The 21,854-nt window shown below is 72.2% G+C and carries 17 protein-coding genes; 14 read left to right on the top strand and 3 right to left on the bottom strand.

What is annotated here, in order from left to right:
- Positions 1-44: 44 nt before the first annotated feature.
- Entirely contained in the window at positions 45-2,066 is a 2,022-nt protein-coding gene (locus LX16_RS23785; protein ID WP_211354735.1) for a beta-galactosidase, read from the top strand.
- Here LX16_RS23785 and LX16_RS23780 read toward each other — a convergent pair.
- From LX16_RS23780 to LX16_RS23770, 3 genes are all read right to left on the bottom strand, one after another.
- Positions 1,979-4,339 carry a HelD family protein gene (locus tag LX16_RS23780; protein ID WP_147143721.1) on the bottom strand — a complete coding sequence of 787 codons (2,361 nt, stop codon included), beginning with the start codon at positions 4,337-4,339 and terminating at the stop codon, positions 1,979-1,981. The two genes, LX16_RS23785 and LX16_RS23780, sit on opposite strands and share 88 nt — an antisense overlap.
- A gap of 335 nt (positions 4,340-4,674) precedes the next feature.
- Positions 4,675-5,691 (bottom strand): NADase-type glycan-binding domain-containing protein, encoded by a 1,017-nt coding sequence (locus tag LX16_RS23775; RefSeq protein ID WP_147143718.1) that lies wholly within the window; start codon positions 5,689-5,691, stop codon positions 4,675-4,677.
- The gene (locus LX16_RS23770) at positions 5,688-6,971 is read right to left on the bottom strand and encodes a COG1470 family protein (RefSeq protein WP_147143715.1); all 1,284 of its coding nucleotides are present in this window, start codon (positions 6,969-6,971) and stop codon (positions 5,688-5,690) included. Before LX16_RS23770 ends, LX16_RS23775 begins: the two co-directional genes overlap by 4 nt.
- 156 nt (positions 6,972-7,127) lie before the next feature.
- Between LX16_RS23770 and LX16_RS23765 the strand changes: the two genes are divergently transcribed.
- The 13 genes from LX16_RS23765 (at position 7,128) to LX16_RS23705 (ending at position 21,844) form a co-directional block, all read left to right on the top strand.
- Complete coding sequence (locus LX16_RS23765) at positions 7,128-9,290, top strand: DUF11 domain-containing protein (protein ID WP_147143712.1); 2,163 nt, start codon at positions 7,128-7,130, stop codon at positions 9,288-9,290.
- Between the two features lie 412 nt (positions 9,291-9,702).
- Positions 9,703-10,326 carry a helix-turn-helix transcriptional regulator gene (locus LX16_RS23760; protein WP_147143709.1) on the top strand — a complete coding sequence of 208 codons (624 nt, stop codon included), beginning with the start codon at positions 9,703-9,705 and terminating at the stop codon, positions 10,324-10,326.
- Positions 10,326-10,985, top strand: a complete 660-nt coding sequence (locus LX16_RS23755) for a Pvc16 family protein (protein WP_147143706.1) — start codon at positions 10,326-10,328, stop codon at positions 10,983-10,985. The genes LX16_RS23760 and LX16_RS23755 overlap by 1 nt, the downstream gene beginning before the upstream one ends.
- Positions 10,982-12,979 (top strand): ATP-binding protein, encoded by a 1,998-nt coding sequence (locus LX16_RS23750; protein ID WP_147143701.1) that lies wholly within the window; start codon positions 10,982-10,984, stop codon positions 12,977-12,979. The genes LX16_RS23755 and LX16_RS23750 overlap by 4 nt, the downstream gene beginning before the upstream one ends.
- A gap of 139 nt (positions 12,980-13,118) precedes the next feature.
- The gene (locus LX16_RS23745; RefSeq protein ID WP_147143698.1) at positions 13,119-13,826 is read left to right on the top strand and encodes an eCIS core domain-containing protein; all 708 of its coding nucleotides are present in this window, start codon (positions 13,119-13,121) and stop codon (positions 13,824-13,826) included.
- Positions 13,827-13,945: 119 nt separating this feature from the next.
- Complete coding sequence (locus tag LX16_RS23740; RefSeq protein WP_147143695.1) at positions 13,946-15,457, top strand: phage tail sheath family protein; 1,512 nt, start codon at positions 13,946-13,948, stop codon at positions 15,455-15,457.
- A gap of 71 nt (positions 15,458-15,528) precedes the next feature.
- Positions 15,529-15,972: a phage tail protein gene (locus LX16_RS23735; RefSeq protein WP_147143692.1), complete on the top strand. Its 444-nt coding sequence runs from the start codon at positions 15,529-15,531 to the stop codon at positions 15,970-15,972.
- 4 nt (positions 15,973-15,976) lie between these two features.
- Positions 15,977-16,417: a hypothetical protein gene (locus LX16_RS23730; RefSeq protein WP_147143689.1), complete on the top strand. Its 441-nt coding sequence runs from the start codon at positions 15,977-15,979 to the stop codon at positions 16,415-16,417.
- Positions 16,414-16,572 carry a DUF6760 family protein gene (locus LX16_RS23725; protein WP_147143686.1) on the top strand — a complete coding sequence of 53 codons (159 nt, stop codon included), beginning with the start codon at positions 16,414-16,416 and terminating at the stop codon, positions 16,570-16,572. Before LX16_RS23730 ends, LX16_RS23725 begins: the two co-directional genes overlap by 4 nt.
- A gap of 3 nt (positions 16,573-16,575) precedes the next feature.
- On the top strand, positions 16,576-18,849 hold the full coding sequence (locus tag LX16_RS23720; RefSeq protein ID WP_147143683.1) for a hypothetical protein: 2,274 nt from the start codon (positions 16,576-16,578) through the stop codon (positions 18,847-18,849).
- A gap of 19 nt (positions 18,850-18,868) precedes the next feature.
- Entirely contained in the window at positions 18,869-19,309 is a 441-nt protein-coding gene (locus tag LX16_RS23715; RefSeq protein ID WP_147143680.1) for a phage tail protein, read from the top strand.
- 4 nt (positions 19,310-19,313) lie between these two features.
- The gene (locus LX16_RS23710; RefSeq protein ID WP_147143677.1) at positions 19,314-20,057 is read left to right on the top strand and encodes a CIS tube protein; all 744 of its coding nucleotides are present in this window, start codon (positions 19,314-19,316) and stop codon (positions 20,055-20,057) included.
- A 5-nt stretch (positions 20,058-20,062) separates the two neighbouring features.
- Positions 20,063-21,844 (top strand): VgrG-related protein, encoded by a 1,782-nt coding sequence (locus LX16_RS23705; RefSeq protein WP_147143674.1) that lies wholly within the window; start codon positions 20,063-20,065, stop codon positions 21,842-21,844.
- The last annotated feature ends 10 nt before the right edge of the window (positions 21,845-21,854 follow it).

The following is a 21,854-nucleotide window of genomic DNA, read 5'->3' as shown; positions in this document are numbered from 1 at the left end:
CTCACCATTGCGGCACACCCGGCCCCCCGATTAGCATTCGTGCGGTGAACCAGTCAGCGGCACGGTGGCCACGCGGGGTGGCCGGGTTGTGCTTCGGGGGCGACTATCACCCGGAACAGTGGCCCGAACACGTGTGGCACGAGGACATGTCGCTCATGCGGCAGGCGGGTGTCAACCTCGTCACCGTCGGCGGGTCGGCGTGGTCACGCCTGGAACCGGCCGAGGCCGAGTACGACTTCGGCTGGCTCGACACGGTGCTCGATCTGCTGGTGGACAACGGGGTCCACGTCATCTTGGCGATCCCCACCGGTTCCCCGCCGCCCTGGTTCGGCATGCGGCACCCCGACGCGCTTCCGGTGGGGCCCGACGGGATCCGGTACGGCCACGCCAGCCGCGACGCGCACTGCGTCGCCGCGCCCGCGTTCCGCACGGTGTCGGCACGACTGACCCGGGAACTGGCGGCGCGCTACCGGCACCACCCCGCACTGACCATGTGGACAGTCCACAACGGATATCGGACGGTCTGCCACTGCCCCCACGTCGCCCGCACCTTCCAGGAGTGGTTGCGGGAACGGCACGGCGACCTCGACGGACTGAACGCCGCCTGGTCCACCTCCGTGTGGGGCCAGCACTACTCGGACTGGCCGCAGGTCCGGCCGCCGCAGGCGACCACCGACACGCCCAACCCCGCGCAACTGCTGGACTTCCGGCGATTCCAGTCCGACGAGATGCTGGCCCACTTCGCCGAACAGCGGACCATCCTGCGCCAGTACAGCCCCGACGTCCCCGTCACGACCACCTTCGAACTCGGCACGACCGTCCCGGCCGATCACTGGAGATGGTCCGCCGAGGTCGACGTCGTCACGGTGGCGAGCTTCCCCGACCGCTACGATCGCGGCGCCGAGGAACAGACCGCCTTCGTCGCCGACCTCGCCCGCTCGTGGGCGGGCGGCGGGCCGTGGCTACTCAAGGAGCAGTCGACCGGGCTGTTCCACACACCGCGGGGACCACGCAACATCGAACCCGGACGGCTGGAACGACACAGCATGGCCCACATCGCCCGCGGGTCCCGCGGCGTCATGTTCGCGCAGTGGCGGGCGCCTCGCGGCGGAGCCACCGCCTGGCGTTCGGCGATGCTCCCCCACGCCGGCAGCGACACCCGGGTGTTCCGCGAGGTGTGCCGACTCGGCGAGATGCTGCCGGGTCTCGCGGAACTGGACGGCGCCGGGGTCCGGGCGCCGGTGGGCATCGTGTGGGACGAGCCGTCGATGTGGGCCCTGTCCGGTCCCGGCGCGCCCACCCCGCACCTCGACTACCTGGAGGCGGTGCGGCAGGTCCACCGGGTGTTGTGGCGGCACGACGTCCTCGCCGACTTCGTCCGCCCCGACGCCGACTGGTCGGGATACCGCCTGATCGTCGTGCCACAGCTGTACCTGACCGACGACGCCGCCGCCGACAACCTGACCGGCTGGGTGTCCGAGGGCGGCGACGCGGTCGTCACGTACCTCAGCGGGGTCGCCGACCCCGACGGCAACATCCGGTCCGGTCGATGGCCCGGCGCGCTGCACGCCGTCCTCGGCGTCCACAGCGAGGAACCCCATCCGCTGCCCCCGGGTGAGGCGGTACGGCTGTCGAACGGCGCGACCGGCCGGGTGTGGGCCGAGCACCTCCACACCGACGGCGCCGAGGTGCTGTGCGGCTACCGCGGCGGGGTGCTCGACCGCCGTCCCGCCATCACCCGCCATCTGTACGGTTCGGGCAGGGCGTGGTACGTGTCCACTCAGCTCGACGACGGCGACTTCACCGACCTGTTGGCGGAGACGGGGATCCTCCCGTCCGTAGCGGACCCGGACATCGAGACGATCGTGCGGGAGACCGAGGACGACACCTACCGGATCGTGATCAACCACGGCGACAAGCCGACCGAGGTCGGCGGATACGGCACCGACCTGGTGACCGGCAAGACCGCCGAGGGCGACTACCGGGTGCCGCCCGGCGGTTTCGCGTTACTGCGGTTGTCGACCGGTCGGCCACCGGTCACCGGCGACCCGTTCCCGCCCCGGTGACCGGTCCGCGCTTCGGCGGGTAAGACGACGTCGACGACGCCCAACCGCTGGGTCGCCCGGGTGAGTGCCACGTACAGGTCGTTGCGACCCCGCACCGACTCCGCCACGATGCCCGCCGGGTCGACGACCACCACGGCGTCGAACTCAAGGCCCTTGGCGCCGTCCACCGCGGTGACGGTGACCCGGTCGGCGTCGCCGGCCGCCGCCACCGCCTCGGCGACCCCCGGCGTGAAACGCCTCGACGCGATCACCCCCACCGAGCCCCGGCCGGCTCGCGCGGCCTCCTCCGTCGCAAGGCCGGCGACCTCGGCGGGCAACCGGTCGGCGTCCACCGTCCGGCGCCACGGCGGCACCCCGGTGGACCGCACGGCCTCGGGCGCGCGCAACGCCGGGTCGATCTCGGCCAGCACCACCGCCGCCTCGGCCATGATCTCGGCGGGCGTGCGGTAGCCGACGGTCAGCCGCCGGTGCCGGATCCGTCCCTCCGCGTATGGTTCCAGCACCTTCCGCCACGAGGTGGTCCCGGCGGGTGAACCCGACTGCGCCAGGTCGCCGACGATCGTCATCGAGCGGGCGACGCTGCGGCGCATCAGCATGCGCCAGGCCATCGCGGACAACTCCTGCGCCTCGTCGACCACGATGTGCCCGAAGGTCCAGGTGCGGTCGGCGGCGGCACGTTCGGCCGTCGTGAGATGTCCGGTGTCGGTGTGCCGCTCACCGAGCAGCGCGGCGTCCAACAGGTCGGTGGCCATCAGGATCTCCGGGTCGTCCTCGTCCTCCATGTCGATGGAACGGGAGCCCATGGCGATGTCCAGGACGCCCTGCGCGTACGCGGCGCGTTCCTCGGCGCGCCTGCGATCGGCGTCCCGCCGTTCCCGGTCGTCGGGCAGGCCGAGCAGTTCGGCGGCCTCGTCCAGCAACGGGACGTCCGCGACGGTCCATCCACTGTGGGGCTCACGACGCAGCGACTCCCGTTGCGCCGCTGACAGGTGGGGCGCCGCGGTCCTCAACCGCTCCTCGCCGCCGAGCAGTCCCGCCAGCAACTGCTGCGGCGTCAGCACGGGCCACAGCCAGTCCAGCACCGCCTGCACGTCGGACTCCCCGGCCAGTTCCGCGGCGATCTCGTCGACGTCGGCGGCGTCCAGGAGGTTGTCGCCGCCGAGCGGGTCGGTGCCGATCCGCTCGGCGACCTGTTCGGCGAGCGCGGCGACGAGCGCCTTCGCGAAGACCGGGCGGGCCGCGTTGTGCCGCCGTCCGGTGGCACGGGCCTTGTCCCTCGCCACCGCGCACGTCTCCCGGTCCAGGGACAGCGTGCCGTACTCGGTGTCCATCTCCACCGGTTCCACCGGGAGCCGCTGTCGGTCGGCGACGGCCGCCGCCATCACCTCGATCATCCGGACGTCCCCCTTGACCGCCACCGCCTCGGGGTTCTCCGCCCGGTCGGCGGTCACACCCGGGTAGAGCGTCCCGACCGTCCGCAACAGGACGTCGGTCTCGGCGAGGCCCGGCAGCACCTCGGAGATGTAGTCGAGGAAGGTCTGGTTGGGGCCGATGAGCAGGACACCGCGGCTCGCGAGCCGGGCGCGGTGTTCGTACAGCAGGTAGGCGGCCCGGTGCAGCGCGACCGCCGTCTTGCCGGTGCCGGGGCCACCCTCGACGATGAGGACGCCGTCGAGCCCGTCACGGATGATCTCGTCCTGCTCGCCCTGGATCGTCTCGACGATGTCCCGCATCCGGCCGGTGCGTTCGGATTCCAGTGCCGCCAGCAGGGCCGCCTCTCCCGCGATCGTGCGGCGGCCGTCCTGGGGTGCGGCCAGGTCGAGGACCTCGTCGGTGAGTTCGGTGACGCGGCGGCCGGTGGTGCGGATGTGGCGGCGCCGCGTCACGTCGCCGGGCCTGGCGGCCGTGGCGGTGTAGAACGGGCGGGCCGCGTCGGCTCGCCAATCGATCAACAGCGGTTCCCGCGCGGTGTCGAAGATTCCGATACGGCCTATGTACCGGTGTGTGTCGGCGGTGTCCAACCGCCCGAAACACAATCCGTTCTCCACGGCGTCGAGTTGCCGGAGCCGCCGATTGTAGAGGGCGGTGAGATTGTCCCGGTGAGTCAGCCTTCCCGGGGTCTCGTCCTCCTCCATTCGCGCGGTGTCACGCCGCGCGGACAGGCGTTCCCGCAGGTCGTCGAGCCGTGAGTACAACATGGACACGTACCGCTGCTCGGCGGGCAGGTCCGGATGCAGCGCGTCGGCGGGCCGGTGCGACAATCGATTTCCCATCTGCTAGAATGAACCGGGAACGGCATTCTCTCACCGTTATCCCATACTCGCGGTAATGGCGCAGCGCTCCATGTTCGCGCTGACGCGAACTGTTCAATCTAGCCCCCGAATAGGGCGAATGCAAAACCGGGCGAGTCGCCCATTCGAATTCCCGAACGAATCGCGCATCGCCCCCGCCGGCTCGGAGTTCCGGTGCGACCGGAGACGCGGCGAGGGCCGCTTCACGCCCGCCATGCTCGCGTGCCACACCTCCGCTTCACGCCCGCCATGCTCGCGTGCCACACCTCCGCTTCACCCTCGCTACGCTCGCGTGCCACACCTCCGCTTCACCCTCGCTACGCTCGCGTGAAGAACTCCACCTCACCCACCGCGACGTGCCTGCCAGGTTCATGGCCGTACATCGACGTGATGGTGAACCGCACCGACACCACGTCGGACACGCCGAAGCCGAACTTCTGGGGCTCGGCGGAATCCTGCAACGACACCTCCGCCACCGTGGTCTCGCCCTCGACGTCGGTGAAGGTGATCTCCAGGCCGGCCGGCCGGGCCTGGCCGAGGAAGTCCTCCTGCACCCGGGACGCCCCCGACGACACCAACACGTCGACCAGCCGCACCGGCTCGGCGAACCGTGCCTCGATCCACTCCCCGACGCCGTCCGACGCCGGATCCGGCGCCCAGTACTCGTTGGACACGCCGTCGAAGGCGTCGTCCGCCCCGAAGCCACCGACCACACTGGACGCGGTCACCTCGACGGGGACGACGGGCGCCCGGTCGGAGAACCGGTCCATGACCGAGTTCACCGCCCAGTCGACCACCGGGCGGCCGGGGAACGCCGCGATGACGCCGACGACGGCGGCGATCAGCAACGTCACGACCACCACGCGGCCCCACCGCCGGGGGGTCAACCTGCGGCGGTGCCCCGCCGGGTGGGTCCGCCGGGCACGCCACCAGGCCAGCAGCCGCCCCCACCAGGTGGTGCGTTCGGGTTCGGCGGGGGCCGTCAGTTCCGTGCCGCAGCGACGGCAGTACCGCCGATGCGTGGCGTTGCCGGTTCCGCAGGAACGGCACGAGGCGCCGGTCTCCTCCGGACGCGACGCGGCCGGCGCCGGCGACGTCGGACGGTTCACCGCCTCCCCGGGTTTCACCGGAGCCGGCTGCACCGCGACCGGTCCCGGCTGCTCCGGATCCGCGGCCTCCTCGGCGGCGGGTGGCTCCGACGGTTCGGGGGGCGCCGGCTCATCGGCGCGGGCGGCGTCCCAGTCGAGGTACTCACCGCAGTCCCCGCAGAACTGCTCGTCGGCGTTCGCCCGGGTTCCGCAGCGTTCACACAGCATGGCGGCCTCTCGTCTCATTCCTCGTCCGTCCGGGTCCGGTTGACGCCGCTGAGCGCGATGGCGGTGAAGCACCGGTCGGCGGGGACGCCCGCGAGCCGGTCTCCGGGCGTCTCACAGGTCACCCGGAGTTGGACCGGCTGCCCCGCGGGCACCTCGATCGGCGTCACGTGGTGGAAGTCGAGGTCACGGAAGTTGGCGAGGGCGAAGGTCCGCCACACCTTCCCGCCGATCAGTACCTCCAACTTCCCGGCGTCGCCCTGCGGGTTCTCCAGGAACAGGTCGGTGACGGCGAGGACGGTCTCGGCGGGGACGGTGTGCGTGGCGGTGCCGGTGCCGTTGTCGGGGACGGTGGTCTCCAGCCTGACCGTCACGGGGGTCTCCACCGTCTCGGGGGCGGCGGGCTCCTCCTCACCCTCGGTGCCCTCGACGGCGGCCTCCGCCTCCTCGGCGGCGGTCTTGGCGTCGTCGGCCTTGTCCCCCACGGCCTCCATCTCCTCGGCCAACTCCTGCATGGGTGACTCGACGGCCTCGGTGGCGGCGGTCTCCACGGCGGGTTTCAGGAGGAGGAACCACACGGCGACCAGGGCCACCGCGAGCGCCAGCAACGCGGCCAGCCAGCGCGGCGCGTTCCGGGGGATCAACGGCCGCTGCACGAGCGCACCGTCGAGGGGTATCCGGTCGGGTTCCCCGCCCACCGGATCGGGTGCCGTCACGACGGCCGTGAACGGGTGGGTGACCGGCCGGCCCCGCCACAGTCGTTTCCGCGCCCGCACGTGGAGGCGGGTGAAGACGGCCTGGCCGGGCGGGATCACGTGGGTGTCGGGCCTGGCGTCGCAGTCCAGGCGGTCGTCGGGGTCGCTTCCGGAGACCTCGACCTCCACCGGCACGTTCCCCCGGTTGTCGACGGCGATCTCGTGGCGACCGGTGCGCACCGCGTGCGAGGTGCGTGGCACCACGTCGGCCGTGGTCCGCGTGAACGGTGCGACGTCGACGCGGCCCTCGACGGCGACCGCGGAGTCGGGGCGTTCCTGCGGCATGACGCGGACGGCGTAGCCGTGTTCACCCGCGGGCACCTCCGAGGAACGGGGCGGGCCGAAGGTGACCAGGATTTCGGCTTCCGCGCCGGGGTAGAGCGAGACCTCGGCGGGTTCCACCGTCGTCCAGCCGGCCGCCGCTCCCACGACGGAGAGCCGGTAGGTGTCCACGACGTCGGTCGTGTTGCGCAGCGACAACGTGGTGTCGGCCGTCTCCCCCGGTACGGCGTGGACGAGGGGCCGTCCGAGCATGGCATGGGTCATGGCACCGAAGTTAAGGCCGGCGGCGGAAAGGACACGGGGAGCGCGGGAAGCCTTTCAGGCACCGGTTGATGCCCCGCCGGATTCCCGGGTTCGCTGGTGATGGGCCGGCGGCGGGGTGACAGTCGAGCGTAGTGCCCACCGGGGAAAGGACGTGCTGTGCCACGACGGCTCTACTCCGCCACCGCAGTGGCGGCGGTGCTGGTCATGGTGTCGACGCTGCTGGTGTCGAGCATCCCCACACACGCCGACCCGGTGCCGCTGGTCGCGGCTCCGGGGCTGCTGGGCTACGCCGTCGCCGGGGGTGCCGCCGACATACGGACCATCCGCACCGACGGCACCGGGGACGCGTTGTTCCGGGACGAACCGGAGGCGGCCCTCGGCCGGCCGGCGTTCTCGCCCGACGGGACCCGGCTGGCGTACACGCGACGGACCGGGACGTCGACGACGGTGAGCGTCGCCGACGTCTCCGATCCCGGTGTGGTCGCGGACCTTCCGCTGCCCGCACCCGGATACAACCAGCATTACCGGGACCCGGTGTTCTCCCCGGACGGCCGGTACGTGGCGGTCAGCTTCCAAGAACGGATCACCGTGGAACCCGACCGGTGGGCGGACGTGTCGTCCATCATGGTCGTCGATCTGGAGTCCGGCGAGTACACCGGTTACGGGCCGTTCCCCCAGACCGTGGACGAGACCGACTACTACACGTACGACACGGAGCCGACGTTCTCACCCGACGGGACCCGCATCGCCTTCGTGCGCGAGTTGGCGCGGGTGCAGGAGATCGTCATCGGGTTCGCGCCACTGGCCGACCCCGAGTCGAGCCACGTCTACGCCGTCGACTTCGGGTTCCCCTTCACCGGCGACGAACCGGTGACGCAGCTCAGCTTCAACGAGTGCAACGGGGAAATGTGCTTCCCGGTGGACGACCGTGCCCCCGCATGGTCCCCCGTGGACCCGAACGCGTTGCTGTACGCCCGCGACGGCGAGTCGCTGCGGCTGCTGACACTCGACACCTCGGAGTCGACACCGGTGCCGCTGGCGGGGACCTGGAACGACGTGGGCCGGCCCGCCTGGTCGCCCGACGGCACCGCCGTCGCGTTCCACGGACTGTCCGACGCCGCCGACGCGTCGGGGATCTGGGTGTACCCGAATCCACCGCCCGGCGAGGTGTCCCGGGCCCGGCTGGTGTCGTCGGGCCTGGCGGTCGAGCCGACCTGGCAGCCGTTCGCCGACCTCGCAGTGACCGTCACCGCGCCACCCGAACTGGCGTTCGGGGAGTCCGCCACGGTGCTGGTCACCGTGGTCAACGAGGGGGTGGTGACGGCGGTGCCGATGCTCGACCTGTCGGTCGGGGAACAGGTCGCGATAACCGAGGTCAAGACACCGACCGGCGGTTGCACTCCGGAGGGGACCGAGTGCCAGGGCGAACCGCTGCCGCCGGGGGCCGAGTGGATCCTGGAGGTCGACGTCACGGCCGTCGCACCGGGCGCCGGGAAGATCACGGCGGAGGTGTGGTCGTTCACCACCGACACCGACGTCGAGGACAACACCGCCGTCGCCGCGATCGAGGTCCACGACACCACCGACGTCGCGGTGGCGATCGCCCCCGAGACGACGACCGCCTATGTGGGCGGTCCGGACGTGGTGCTCGACGTGGTGGTGCGCAACGGTTCCGCACGGGTCGCGTCTGGTGTCGTCCTGACCTTGACACTGCCGGAGGCGTTGCGGGCCGGCGCGGTCACCGAACCCGGCGACTGCCTGGAACCCACCGGGTGCGTGCTCGCCGACATCCCCGGCGGCGGGCAGACGGTCGTGCGTCTCACCCTGGCCACGTCGCACGCCTACCGCGAGACCGCCACCGCGACGGTGGCCACCGATCCACCCGCCCCGGTGCCGACCGACACCCCCTCCACCGATCCATCCTCCCCGGTGCCGGCCGACGACCCCTCCACCGGTCCGGCCGGCCCGTTGTCGATCGCCGACACCGCCACCGCGGTGGTCACGGTGAAGCAGCCGGTGCTGCGGGTCAACCCCGCCGTCGGGCCGCCCGGAAGGGTCACCACGGCGACGGGGACCGACTTCCCACCGGGCGTGGAGGTGCGGTTGACCTGGGACCGGGGCATACCGGCGGCGGCCTCCACGGTGACGGTCGGCGCCGACGGGACGTTCCGGCTGCCGCTGCTGGTCTTCTACCGGGACCGGCTCGGGACCCGGACGCTCACGGCCGCACCGGTGAGCGGCGACCTGTTCGGACCGGTCACCACCGGATACCTCGTACAGCCCGGAAACCAGGAGCCACCGGTCCTCGGCCGGGATTGAGAGCTCCCGAATCATCGGCGTCTCATCCGGGAGGGCGTATCGGGTGGATGAACGACAAGGGTCTTGTGCGTACCGGTGTGGTGCGCGGGAAGCCCGGCGACGCCGCCGGTCGCCGCCTGAGCGTTCCGAGCCGGACGGTAAAGAGATCCGAGAGGTCTGAACCGTTCGCCTCCGGGATCGCGTCCGAACGGAGGATGAGCGGCCGGTGAGACCGGCCGTTCGGAGTGTGACGGACCGTCCCGTTGACTGCGGGTTGACTCGGCGTTGACTGCCGGGATGTTCTCGACCGCGATGCTGGCGGCGGACCGGTCCACCTCGACCGTGAAGGCAACGGGGGGCCCGGTTTCGCCGCCCACGCCGCCGGTGGGGCGGCGCCGCCCGACCCGCCACACGGCCGCCCTGGGGAGACGAGATGAACCGCATTCCGGTGTACCTGCACGCCCACGACCCGATCTGTCACGCCGGACTGGCGAGCCAGCTCCGGCCCCGCCCCGAGGTGCTGGTGCTGGAACCCGACGCCCGCGACCAGGCGGCGGTGGCCCTGGTGGTCAGCGACACCGTCGACGCCATGGCGGTCCAGGCGTTGCGCGCCCTCCGCTGCGGCGGGATACCGCACCTGGTGATGGTCGCGGGCAGGATCGACGACTCCGACCTGGCGACCATCATGGAGGTCGGTGTGTCTGGTGTGGTGCGTCGCGGTGAGGCGACCGCCGATCGGCTGGTGTCGGTCATCTCCGCCGCCGCCAACGGGGAGGGGACCGTACCACCGGACCTGTTGGGGCGGCTGCTGAGCCAGATCGGCAGGTTGCAGCGTCAGGTGCTGGCCCCGCGCGGCCTGGGGTTCTCCGGTCTCGCCGACCGTGAGGTGGAGGTCCTCAAACTGGTCGCGGAGGGCTTCGACACCGCCGAGATCGCCCGCAAACTCGCCTACTCGGAACGGACGATCAAGAACGTCCTCCACGACGTGACCTCTCGCCTGCAACTGCGCAACCGGGCGCACGCGGTGGCCTACGCGCTGCGGAACGGGCTGATCTGATGATCCACGAGGTCGACGAGGCGCTGCGGCGCCTGGTGCGCGACGAGGCGTTGGGCGAACCGGCCGTCGAGGTCTCCTTCGAGGCGCCCACGAAGGACTGGGCGGCGCGCCGCAACGCCCCGACGGTGAACCTGTACCTGTACGACATCCGCGAGGACATGCAACGGCGGCAACGCGGCCTGGTCAACGCCTACGACGCCGAGGGCGCCGTCACCGCCAGGTACGCGCCGCCCCGCCACGTGAAGCTGTCGTACCTGTTGACGGCGTGGACGCAGCGCCCCGAGGACGAGCACCGGCTGCTGTCGAACCTGTTGACCGGCATCATCCGGCACGAGGCGCTGCCACCCGCCATGCTCACCGGATCGCTTGCGGCCCTGGGGCTACCGGTGCCGTTGAGTGTGGCGTTGCCGCCGCCGCAGGACAGGTCGTTCGCCGACGTCTGGACCGCGCTCGGCGGGGAGCTGAAACCCTCCCTGGACGTGGTGGTGTCGTCGCCGCTGGACGCCGCGCGCCGGGTCGCCGCCGGACCTCCGGCGACCGAGGGCATGCGCATCACGGTGGGCGACGACGAACCGGTGGGCCACCTGGTGCCGCCGGACGCGGCGCGGGACGGCGCACCGCCGCGGGTCGCCATGGTGAGACGGCGGACGCACCGGTGAACGGCGGCGACGCGGGTGTCCCCGCGCTGCTGCGGCGACTGGCCGGGGTCGAGCGACGGATCCGGGTGGCGGTCGCGGAGCGTCGCGGCACCGATCCGGCCCCGGACGACCCGTTCCGGGGGCTCTACCTGTCCGACGAGACGGTGGAGGCGTTGCTGGCGCACCGCCGCAGTCCGTGGGCTGCGCCGGCCGCGCCCGAGCCCTCCGGTGAGCGATTCGACGCCCTGGTGCGCACCGCGCGCCTGTCCGATCTGGACGCCGAGCTGTTGCTACTGGCTCTGGCACCCGATGTGGACGGACGTTTCGAACAGTTCTACGGCTACCTCAACGACGACGTCACCCGTCGGCGCGTCTCGGTCGGACTCGCGCTGCGGCTGTGCGGTCTCCCCGAGGCCGACATGACCGCCCGTTCTCGGCTTCACGGGTCGGCGCCGCTGGTGACGGCGGGACTCGTGGAGGTGACCGACCTCGACCGGCCGGAACTGTCCCGCCTGCTCAGGGTGCCCGACCGGGTGGTGGCGCACCTGCTGGGCGACGACACGCCCCCGCCGTCGCTGCCGGCCGTGGAGGTCGTCGGCGTCGCGACTCCCGACGACGAGGAGTCGGTACGGGTGGCGGCCGCCGTGGCCGAAGGCGCCGGACTCGCCTACCTGACCGAGCGGCAACCCGGTGCGGGAGTGGACGTCGGCGAGGCCACCGCCGCGCGGCTCGGCCGGCGGGTGCTGCGGGTCGACGTCGCGGGCCTGGTCACGGCCCCCGACGAGGTCGTGGCGGTGCTCCGGGAGGCGGTGTTGCGCGACGCGGTCCTGGTGGCGGGTCCGGTCGACACCGCGCCGGTGGCGACGTGGGTGCGGACGTGGCGGCACCCCGGTGTGGCGGTGATCCTCTCCGGCCGCCGCGAGTGGGACCCGTCGTGGAGCGACCGGCCGGTACTGCGGGCCGCCGCCTCCGCCATGTCGCCGGCCCGCCGCGCGGCGGTGTGGCGTGACGCCCTCGGCGGGGACGCCGGCCGGGTGGATCCGGTCGCGGTGTGCGCGCACTTCCAGCTCTCGGGTCCGCAGATCCGGCGCGCGGCGCGGGCGGCGGTGCTCACCGCGCGCGCCAGAGGTGGGGACGTCACGGGCGCGGACCTGCGCGACGGGGCGCGCTCGCAGAACTCCGCGAGCCTGGAACGGTTGGCCCGCCGCGTGACCCCGTCGGTCGGCTGGGACGACCTCGTACTCCCCGAGCCGGTGATGGAGTCACTGCGGGAACTCGCCGACCGCGCCCGGTACCGGGACCAGGTCCTCGACCGGTGGCGGATGCGGCCCGGCGCGGGCCGGGGACGAGGCGTCACGGCCCTGTTCGCGGGCGACTCCGGCACGGGCAAGACGATGTCGGCCGAGGTGATCGCGCACCAGCTCGGCATGGACCTGTACACGGTGAACCTCGCGACGGTGGTGGACAAGTACATCGGTGAGACCGAGAAGAACCTGGAACGCATCTTCACCGAGGCGGTCGGCGTCAACGGCGTGCTGCTCTTCGACGAGGCGGACGCGATCTTCGGGAAGCGCTCGGAGGTGCGCGACGCCCGCGACCGTTACGCCAATGTGGAGAGCGCGTACCTGTTGCAGCGCATGGAGACCTTCGACGGGCTGGCGATCCTGGCGACGAACCTCCGCGCCAACCTCGACGACGCCTTCACCCGCAGGCTCGACGTGGTCGCGGACTTCCCACTGCCGGGCGAACCCGACCGCCGCCGGTTGTGGGACCGCTGCCTCGGAGACCGGCTCCCCCGCGACGAGGGCGTCGACCTGGACTTCCTGGCGGCCTCCTTCGACCTGGCGGGCGGGCACATCCGATCGGCGGCGGTGACGGCCGCGTACCTGGCGGCCGCCGGCCGCCGCCCCGTCACCATGCCGGACCTGGTGAAGGCGGTCGCGAGGGAGTACCAGAAGCTCGGCCGGCTGTGCCTGGAACGCGAGTTCGGTCCCTATCTGCAACTGACCGGTTGACGTCCCGGCCCACCGGCGGGCGGCGGCGGTGCCCCAACGGGCCGCCGCCGCTGCCTCACCCGCTGCCGCCCCGGCACTGGCGGCGCCGCCGAGGACGCTCCACCCTGGAGGCCCAGAGCGTCCTCGGGAGGTACCGATCATGCGGGACCGTGACAATCCGGCCCTCGACGAGGCCGCCGACCGGCGCGGCGCCGCACGGGCGGAATCCGCCGGGCCACAGGACTTCCCGGCTGCCGCCGCGGGTCGCCCGGAGGTGCTCGGCCCGGCCGGGATGCTGCGGATGCAACGCGTCGCCGGCAACGCCGGTACCGCGTCGATGGCCGAGGGCGAGTCCGACACCGGACTGGTCCACCGGGTGATCGGCTCGGGCGGATCCGCCATCGACGACACCACCCGCACCGACATGGAGCAGCGGTTCGGCCACGACTTCGGCGACGTGCGGATCCACACCGGGCCGGAGGCCGACCGGTCGGCGCGGTCCCTCAACGCCCAGGCGTACACCGTGGGCACCGACATCGTGTTCCGCGACGGCGGTTACTCCCCCGGCTCGGACTCCGGCCGCCACGTCCTGGCGCACGAACTCACCCACGTGGTGCAGCAGCGCAGCGGTCCCGTCGACGGCACGGACGTCGGCGGCGGAGTCCAGGTGAGCGACCCCGGTGACCGGTTCGAACGGGAGGCCGCCCAGACCGCCGACGCGGTGATGTCGGCTCCCGCACCGGTCGTCCCCTCCGCCGCGACCGCGGCCCCGGCGGGTGTGCAGCGCGTGCCCGAAGAGGAACCCGAGGAGGCCGCGGTGCAAGCGGTGCAGCGCGAGACCGAGGACCTGGACGAGGAGTCCGCCTGACCCCGGCTCCGGTGCCCCAACAGGCAGCCCGGGCTTCCCCGGGTTCCAGCCCGACGGCCGTGGCCGGGCGGCGCGGTACGCCGCACGATCGAATCCCACAGTGATACCGAGGAGCCAGCATGCCAAGCTATTTGTCGCCCGGGGTGTACGTCGAAGAGGTCGAGAGCGGATCCCGGCCCATCGAGGGCGTCGGCACCGCGGTGGCCGCGTTCGTGGGGTTCGCCCCGCAGGGGCCGTTCCACACGCCGACCCTGGTCGGCAACTGGGCGCAGTTCAGCCAGACCTTCGGGGACTTCACCGAGGACTGCTATCTCGCCCACGCGGTGTACGGCTACTTCCTCAACGGCGGCGGCAACTGCTACATCGTCAGGGTCGGCGGATCGCGCGGCAACGGCGAGACCTCCCATCGGGGGCCGCAGGCGGAACTCGGCGGATACCGGGTGGCGGCCCTGCCGTCGGCCGAGGGCGAACTCAGCGTCGAGGTGACCGTCGGCAAGGACGACCCGGCCGACCGGTTCACGCTGCTCGTGAAGCGCGACGGGAAGGTCGCCGAGTCCTTCGAGGGCGTGTCGGCCGCCAAGCGCGGCAAGGACAACGCGGTCAAGGTCGTGGCGGAGAAGTCCAAACTGATCACCCTCACCGAGATCGGGCAGGCGACCCCGCCGCAGAAGGGCACCGTGGTGCTCGCCGCGCCGGCGCCCGTACCCGCCGCCCCGAGCCGGATCCAACCGGAGGACTACGTGGGGGACGTCGGCGACCGCACCGGCCTCAGTGGACTCGAGGTGATCGACGAGATCACCATGGTCGCCGTCCCCGACCTCATGAGCGCCTACGAGCGCGGTACCGTGGACCTGGAGACCGTCAAGGCCGTGCAACTCGCCGTGATCGCCCACTGTGAACTCATGGGCGACCGGATGGCGATCCTCGACCCCCCGCCGGACATGTCGCCGCAGCAGGTCAAGGACTGGCGGGTGGACCTGGCCGGCTACGACTCCAAGTACGCCGCGCTCTACTACCCGTGGGTCAAGGTCTTCGACCCCGCCGCCGGTGGCAACGAGTTCGTACCGCCCAGCGGCCACATGGCCGGGGTGTGGGCGCGCAACGACGCGCAGCGCGGCGTCCACAAGGCACCCGCCAACGAGGTGGTGCGGGGCGCCATCGCGTTGCAGAGCCAGTTGACCCGCGCGGAGCAGGAACTGCTGAACCCGTTGGGCGTCAACTGCGTCCGGGCGTTCCCGGGCCGGGGCATCCGGGTGTGGGGCGCGCGGACCCTGTCGAGCGACCCGGCGTGGCGGTACCTCAACGTGCGACGGCTGTTCAACTACCTGGAGGAGTCGATCCTCAGCGGCACGCAGTGGGTGGTGTTCGAACCGAACGACGACGCGTTGTGGGCGAAGATCCGCCGCACGATCAGTGCCTTCCTGGTCATGGAGTGGCGGAAGGGATCCCTGTTCGGTCTCACTCCCGACGAGGCGTACTTCGTCAAGTGCGACCGGGACACCAATCCCGCCGAGAGCATCGACGCCGGTCAGGTCATCTGCGAGATCGGGGTGGCACCGGTCAAGCCCGCCGAGTTCGTGATCTTCCGGCTCTCCCAGATGTCCGGCGGCACCAGCCTCGTCAGCGAATGACCCGCCCGGTAACCGGCGGCGCCCGGAAGCCGCCGCGGGCGGCCCGACTCACACCCGAAAGGTGACAACGAATGGCACTCCCCGAACTCGACACGTCGGTCGGCCACTCCTTCGGACTGGAGATGGATGGCATCGTCATCAAGCAGATCTCCGAGGTCAGCGGCTTGAAGATGGAACAGGACGTCATCGAACTCAAGCAGAACTCCCCCGACGGCAAGTACATGCTCAAGAAGCTGCCCGGCCGCCCCAAGGCCGGTGAGGTGACCCTCACGCGGGGCCTCACCGAGGACACCAGCTTCGAGAAGTGGGTCCAGGACTCCCAGTTCGGCAAGATGTCCAGTGCCCGCAAGGGCGGCGCCGTCATCGTCTACGACTACGAGGGCAACCCGCTCAAACGCTACAAGCTGACCAACGCCTGGCCGAAGAGCCTGGAGATCGGGGCGTTGAAGGCCGGCGACACCAGCGTCCTGACGGAGAAGCTGGTCATCACCTACGAGATGATGGAAGTCGAGTAGGCCGATGCGGCGCACCATGACGGTCAGGGACGAACCCGCCTCCTCCGTCCCGGACGCCGCCGCACCGGCCGAGCCGATGCGCACGGAGTTCGGGTTCGTCCTGCCACGCGGCTATGTGGACGACACCGGCAGGCTGCACCGTGACGGCGTGATGCGGCTGGCGACCGCCCGCGACGAACTCGTCCCGTTGCGAGACGACCGGGTCCGGGAGAACTCCGCGTATCTGACCGTGGTCCTCCTGGCGAGGGTGGTGACCCGCATCGGCGGCGTCTCCGACGTGCACGTCGGCGTGATCGAGAACCTGTTCGCCTCGGACCTGGCGTTCCTGCAGGACATGTACCGGCGGATCAACTCCGAGGGCCACACCCGGGCGGCCGTCGACTGCCCCGAGTGCCGCCACCGCTTCCACGTGGACGTGTCGGGCGGTCGCCTGGGGGAATCGTGACGTACGCGAGCGACCGACTGCACGAGGAGATCGCGTACGTCGCCTACCACTTCCACTGGGGACTCGACGAGATCCTCGACATGGAGCACGCCGACCGGCTCAGGTACGTCACCGAGATCGGCAGGATCAACACCCGCATCAGCGAGGGGAGGTGAGTCATGGCACCGGCATGGTGGCCGTTCCGGCGTTCCGGTGAGGACGGTGCCGCACCGGATCCGCTTCCGGTGCACCGGGGTGAGTGGCGTGGCCTGCCCCCGATCACCCCGGTACTGGGAGCCCACCCGGTGGTCAATCCGGTGCAGCGGATGACCGACTCGCTTGCCAGTTGGCGATCACCCGCCTACCTCGCCCCGCTCGGGCACGACCGCGATCCCGACGGGCCCTCCGGTGTGATCGCGCCCGCCGAGGGCACCGGGACACCGGCCGAACCCGCGCCCGCGCTCCCGCTGGCGGTCCCGCCCCGCAGGACCCCGGTGCAGCGCAGTGGCGCCGGACTGCTGGGCAGGATCCGTTCCGTACTGTCGCCGGCCACCCCGGGCCCCCACGGCGCGACGGCGACGGAGCCGGAGCCGCCGCACGTCGCCGCCGGGGAGTCCGGCACGGTGCCGTCGCCGCCGGTTCCGGTGGCCGGTCCGGCCGGGCGTCCCGTCGTCGTATCGCGACACCCGGCGTCCACTGCGGATGTACGGCGCCCGGCGGCGCCGGAGTCGCGCGGGACGGTGACGCCGGTGCCGCCGGTGTCGGCGGGCGTTCCCGCCCCGGTACCGGCCGCCCCCACGGCCGACGAGCCCGCCGCCACCGAGACGGCGCCCGGCACGACGCGCGACCACACCGCGATGCCGCCGGCCACGGACGGCGTCCCGCTCACCGCGATGCCGTCCGTCCCCGCCGTCGCGCAACGGAACGTCGGTGGCCCACCAGTTCCAGTTCCGCCGCCACCGGTACCGCCGACGCCCACCGCCCCGACCGTCCGAAGTGGCCGGTCTGTTCCGGAGGTCGCGCCGACCGAGGCCACACCGGTCGTCTCCCCGACGCCGCCGGCGCCACCCCCGGCACCCTCGATCGGGTCCACCGGGCTCGGTCCGCCCGAGACCGCCGCGACTCCGCGCCCCAGCTCGCCGGACCGTCCGGTGACGGTCCATCGGATACCGGAGCCGCCGCCGGTCCCACGGCCGGCGAATCGCCCCGCGCCACCCCGGCCCGTCCCCGAACCGTCGCGCCCACCGACGGCCGTGCAACGGGCCACCCCCCACCGGCTCGGCATCGGCCCTCCGGTCTTCACCGACCCGACCGTGTCCGTCGCGCCGAAACCACTCGCCTCACCGCCCGCCGCCCCCGAGACGGTCGTCCCACTCACCACGACGCCGCCCGGCCACCGCTCCGGCATCGACGGTGCGGCAGTGGATCCGGCGCTCGTGAGCGAGCCGGTGACCGGCAGCGCACCGCCGACGCCGACGCCGGTCACCGCACCACCGGTGGTGCAACGGCTGCGCCGGGGGAACGACCCGACCACCACCACGCCGCCGGACGCACCAGGCACCGGTGCGGTCGCCGAGGCCGCGCCGATGACGGTGATCTCACGCGTCATGGACACGCCACCGCTCACCCCCGGCGAGTCGTCGATCGCGCCACCCACCACCGCCGCCGACCCGCCGGATCCGCCACGCGGCGTGACGATGTCGGCGGAGGCACCGGCCGCGTTCGTCATGGCCTCACCGCCCCCGGTCGTCCCAGCGGAGGCGCCGGGGAGCGCCGGGTCGGCCGGCGCCCCACCGCCCGTCACGACGGTCACCGCAGACCGGGCACCGGATCCGGCCGCCGTCGTCACGAGCCCCCCGCCGCCCCGCCCGGTGGCACCGCTGCTGTCGGTGAACCGTGCGATGACGCATCCCGCGCTCACCCCGCATCCCGCACCCGTCATCGGGTGGCCCGCCGCACCTCCCACCGGCCGTTCCGGCCCGGACACGCCGGGCGCCGGCGGGGAACAGCGATACGGGCACGCCCCCGGCGCGGTCACCGGCGCGGCCCGCCCGACCGCCGGGCCGCCGATCACGCCGGGTCCCCCGGTCTCGGTGTCGCTGCTGGCCGCCACCGCCACGAGGACGGCGGCCTCGCCGCCCGTGACGGCTCCACCGCCGACGCCGCTCGTGCTCCCGGCACCGGCACCCGCTCCACCGGTCGCCGGTACGGCCACGGTGACCCCGGCCGTGCCGGTCGAGGTGACGGTGCAGCGCGAGACGTCGGCGTCGCCACCGATCGACACCACCGGCCGGTCGGCCACGGCACCGGGAGACACCCACGCGGTCCCGGCGCCGGGCGGCGGGTCGCCACCGGACACGGCCGCGCTGCTGGCGGGACTGTTCGAGCCGCTGCTGCGGCGGCTGCGCGTCGAACTTCGACAGGAACGTGAACGTCACGGCCGACTCGGTTGACCGTGGGACAGGAGGACACATGGGATACGTCGACACCGACGCCGTCGCGGTGAGTTTCGTCGTGAGCATCGACGACGAGAGCCTCGGCGCCTTCAACAGCTGCGACGGACTCGGATGCGAGTTCGTCATGGAGCAGCGGGAGGAGGGCGGCAACAACGGGGCCGTGTGGCAACTGCCGACCCGGATCAAGTACTCCAACGTGAAACTGTCCCGGCCGGTCACCCAGGCCAGCTCCCGGATCACGGGGTGGTTCGCGGCCCTGGCGTCCGGTGTCACCCGCAAGACGGCCACCATCGAGGCCCGTAACCTGGAGGGCACCGTGATCGCCCGGTGGTCGCTGGTGGACGTGGTGCCGGTGCGCTGGACCGGTCCGCAGTTGTCGGCGGAGTCGGCCAAGGTCGCCACCGAGACCCTGGAACTGGCACATCACGGCTTCCTGGCGCCCGGGGCGGGCGGCTGACGCGATGACCTCACCGGTGACCTTCACCGCCGCCGGAGGTGGCGGGGACGCGCAGGCGAGCCTGCAGAAGGCGTACCTGGAACTGCTGGAGCCGCCGCCGGGCGGCTCGGCGGCCGCGCAGCCCGGCGGCTCCCTCGGCGTGATCGAGTTCCAGTTCAACCCCAAGGAGTTGACGCTGGAGAAGAACGCGAAGTGGCAGCGCGACGCGCAGCGCAACGCGTCCTCCAGCGGACCGCCGCAGTTCACCGGTTCGGATCCGTCGAAGCTGAACCTGGAGATGTTCCTCGACGCCACCGAACGGATGGACGACACGGTCGTCAAGACCGTCGAACGTCTCTTCGCCTGCTGCGTCCCGACCGCCAAGAGCCTCCAGGACCGCAACGGCGTCCCGCCCTGGGTGATATTCCACTGGGGAGGGATGACGGGTTTCCCGTCCTACGTGTCGAAGGTGACCGCGAAGTACACGTTGTTCACCCCGGGCGGGACCCCGGTGCGGGCGTTGTGCACCGTCACGTTGGAGGAGATATCCGGCGAGACCGCCGGACAGAACCCCACCTCGGGATCCCGGGTGGCGAGCCGGTCGCACGTGCTGGTCGCCGGGGACACGCTGCCCTCGCTGGCGTACCAGGCGTACGGCGACGCCGGCGCGTGGCGGCGCATCGCCGTGTTCAACGACATCGACGACCCGCTGCGGTTGCCGACCGGCACCAGGCTGCTCATCCCGGCCGCCGACGACTCCGAGGAGTGAGCCCGGTGCCCAACGAGAGTTTCGCCAACGCGCCCCTGGTGGAGATCGGCGGACGGCCGCTGTCCGCTCCGGTCGCCCACCAACTGGCCTACACCCGGGTGGAGGGCAGCCTGAACCTGCCGGACTCGTGCCTGCTGCGGTTCCGCGACCCCCACCGCGGGGTGCTCGCCGACGCCGGGATCGAGATCGGCGCGACCGTGACGGTGAAGGTCAACACCTCCGAACCGGGGGCACCGGTGACGCTAATGACCGGCGAGATCACCGCCGTGGAACTCGACATCGACGTCCACGGCAGCGTCACCGAGGTGCGCGGACTCGACCTGGCGCACCGGCTGTGCCGGGGCAGGCGCACCGCCGCGTATCCGGACATGTCGATACCCGACGTGGTACGGAAGGTGTGCTCCCGCGCCGGGCTGACCGTCGGGACCGTCGATCCGGTTCCCGGTGGCGGCCGCCCGCACACCCAACTGAGCCAACGGAACCAGAGCGACTGGGAGTTCCTGACCGACCTGGCCGACACGGTGGGCGCCCAGGTCACCGCCTCGGAGGGCAGGCTCCACTTCCGGCTCCCCCGGTCGCCCGCCGCCGCGCCCGGCCGCTCGGCCTCGGCCACGTCGGACCCGCTGGTGCTGGAGGAGGGCCGAAACCTGATCTCGCTGCGGGCCAGCATGACCGCCACCGCGCAGGTACCGCAGGTGGAGGTGCGCGGCTGGGACTACGAGCACAAGCAGCCGCTCTCGGCGACCGCGGTGCCCGCGGCGGTGTCCTCGGAGGTGCCGGCGGCCGACCCGGTCGGGCTGGCGAACCGGTTCGGGGCGGCGCCGCTGCGAGACGCCGACCCGGCCCGGCACGATCCCAAGACCCTGCAGGCGACCGCCGACGGGCTCGCGGAACTCATCGGGGACGCCGCGGTGGAGCTGGACGGTGTCGCGCGCGGCAACCCGCGGCTCCTTCCCGGGGCGGCCGTGGCGCTCTCGGGGGTGGGGGAACCGTTCACCGGCAAGTACACCCTGGCCACCTGTCGCCACGTGTTCGGTGAACTGGACGGGTACACGACGGCGTTCACGGTGTCGGGCCGCCGGGTGCGGTCACTGACCGGCATCACCGACGGGGACCGGCCGGTGCCGGCCGCGCCGTTCACGGGTCTCGTCCCGGCGGTGGTGACCGACGTGCGGGATCCGCTGGCACTGGGCCGCGTCAAGTTGACGTTCCCCTGGCTGGCGGAGGACTTCACCTCCGGCTGGGCACGGACGGTGCAGCAGGGCGCGGGGGCCGACCGGGGTGCGCTGCTGCTCCCCGAGGTGGGCGACGAGGTCCTGGCGGGCTTCGCCATGGGCGACCTGAACAGCCCCTACGTACTGGGCGGCCTGTACAACGGCGAGGACGCGCCGCCCGCGCTGGGGGTGCCGGTCGTGGACGGGGGCGACGGCCGGATCGCGGTACGCGGCTGGGTGTCCCGCACCGGCCACCGGGTCGAGCTGGTCGACGCGCCGGACGGCGCGGGGGTGCTCGTCGCCACCGGTGACGGCGGTCTGAAGCTGCGACTGGACCCGGCCGGCAAGACGATCGAACTGCTCGGCGACGGACCGGTGAAGGTGACCGGTGTCGGTGTCACGGTGGACGCCGGAACCGGTGTGCTGGAACTGAAGGGGCAGTCGGTGAAGCTGACCGGCCAGACGTCGGTCGAGGTGTCGGGCCAACAGGTCAAGGTCGCCGCGCAGGCCACCGGCGAGGTGTCCGCGAGCGGGCAGCTCACCGTGCGCGGCGGAATCGTCAAGATCAACTGAGAGGTGTAGT

Origin of the sequence: Stackebrandtia albiflava (assembly GCF_007994225.1) — a bacterium.
Classification (GTDB): domain Bacteria; phylum Actinomycetota; class Actinomycetes; order Mycobacteriales; family Micromonosporaceae; genus Stackebrandtia; species Stackebrandtia albiflava.
This window is presented reverse-complemented; position numbering and strand designations above follow the sequence as displayed.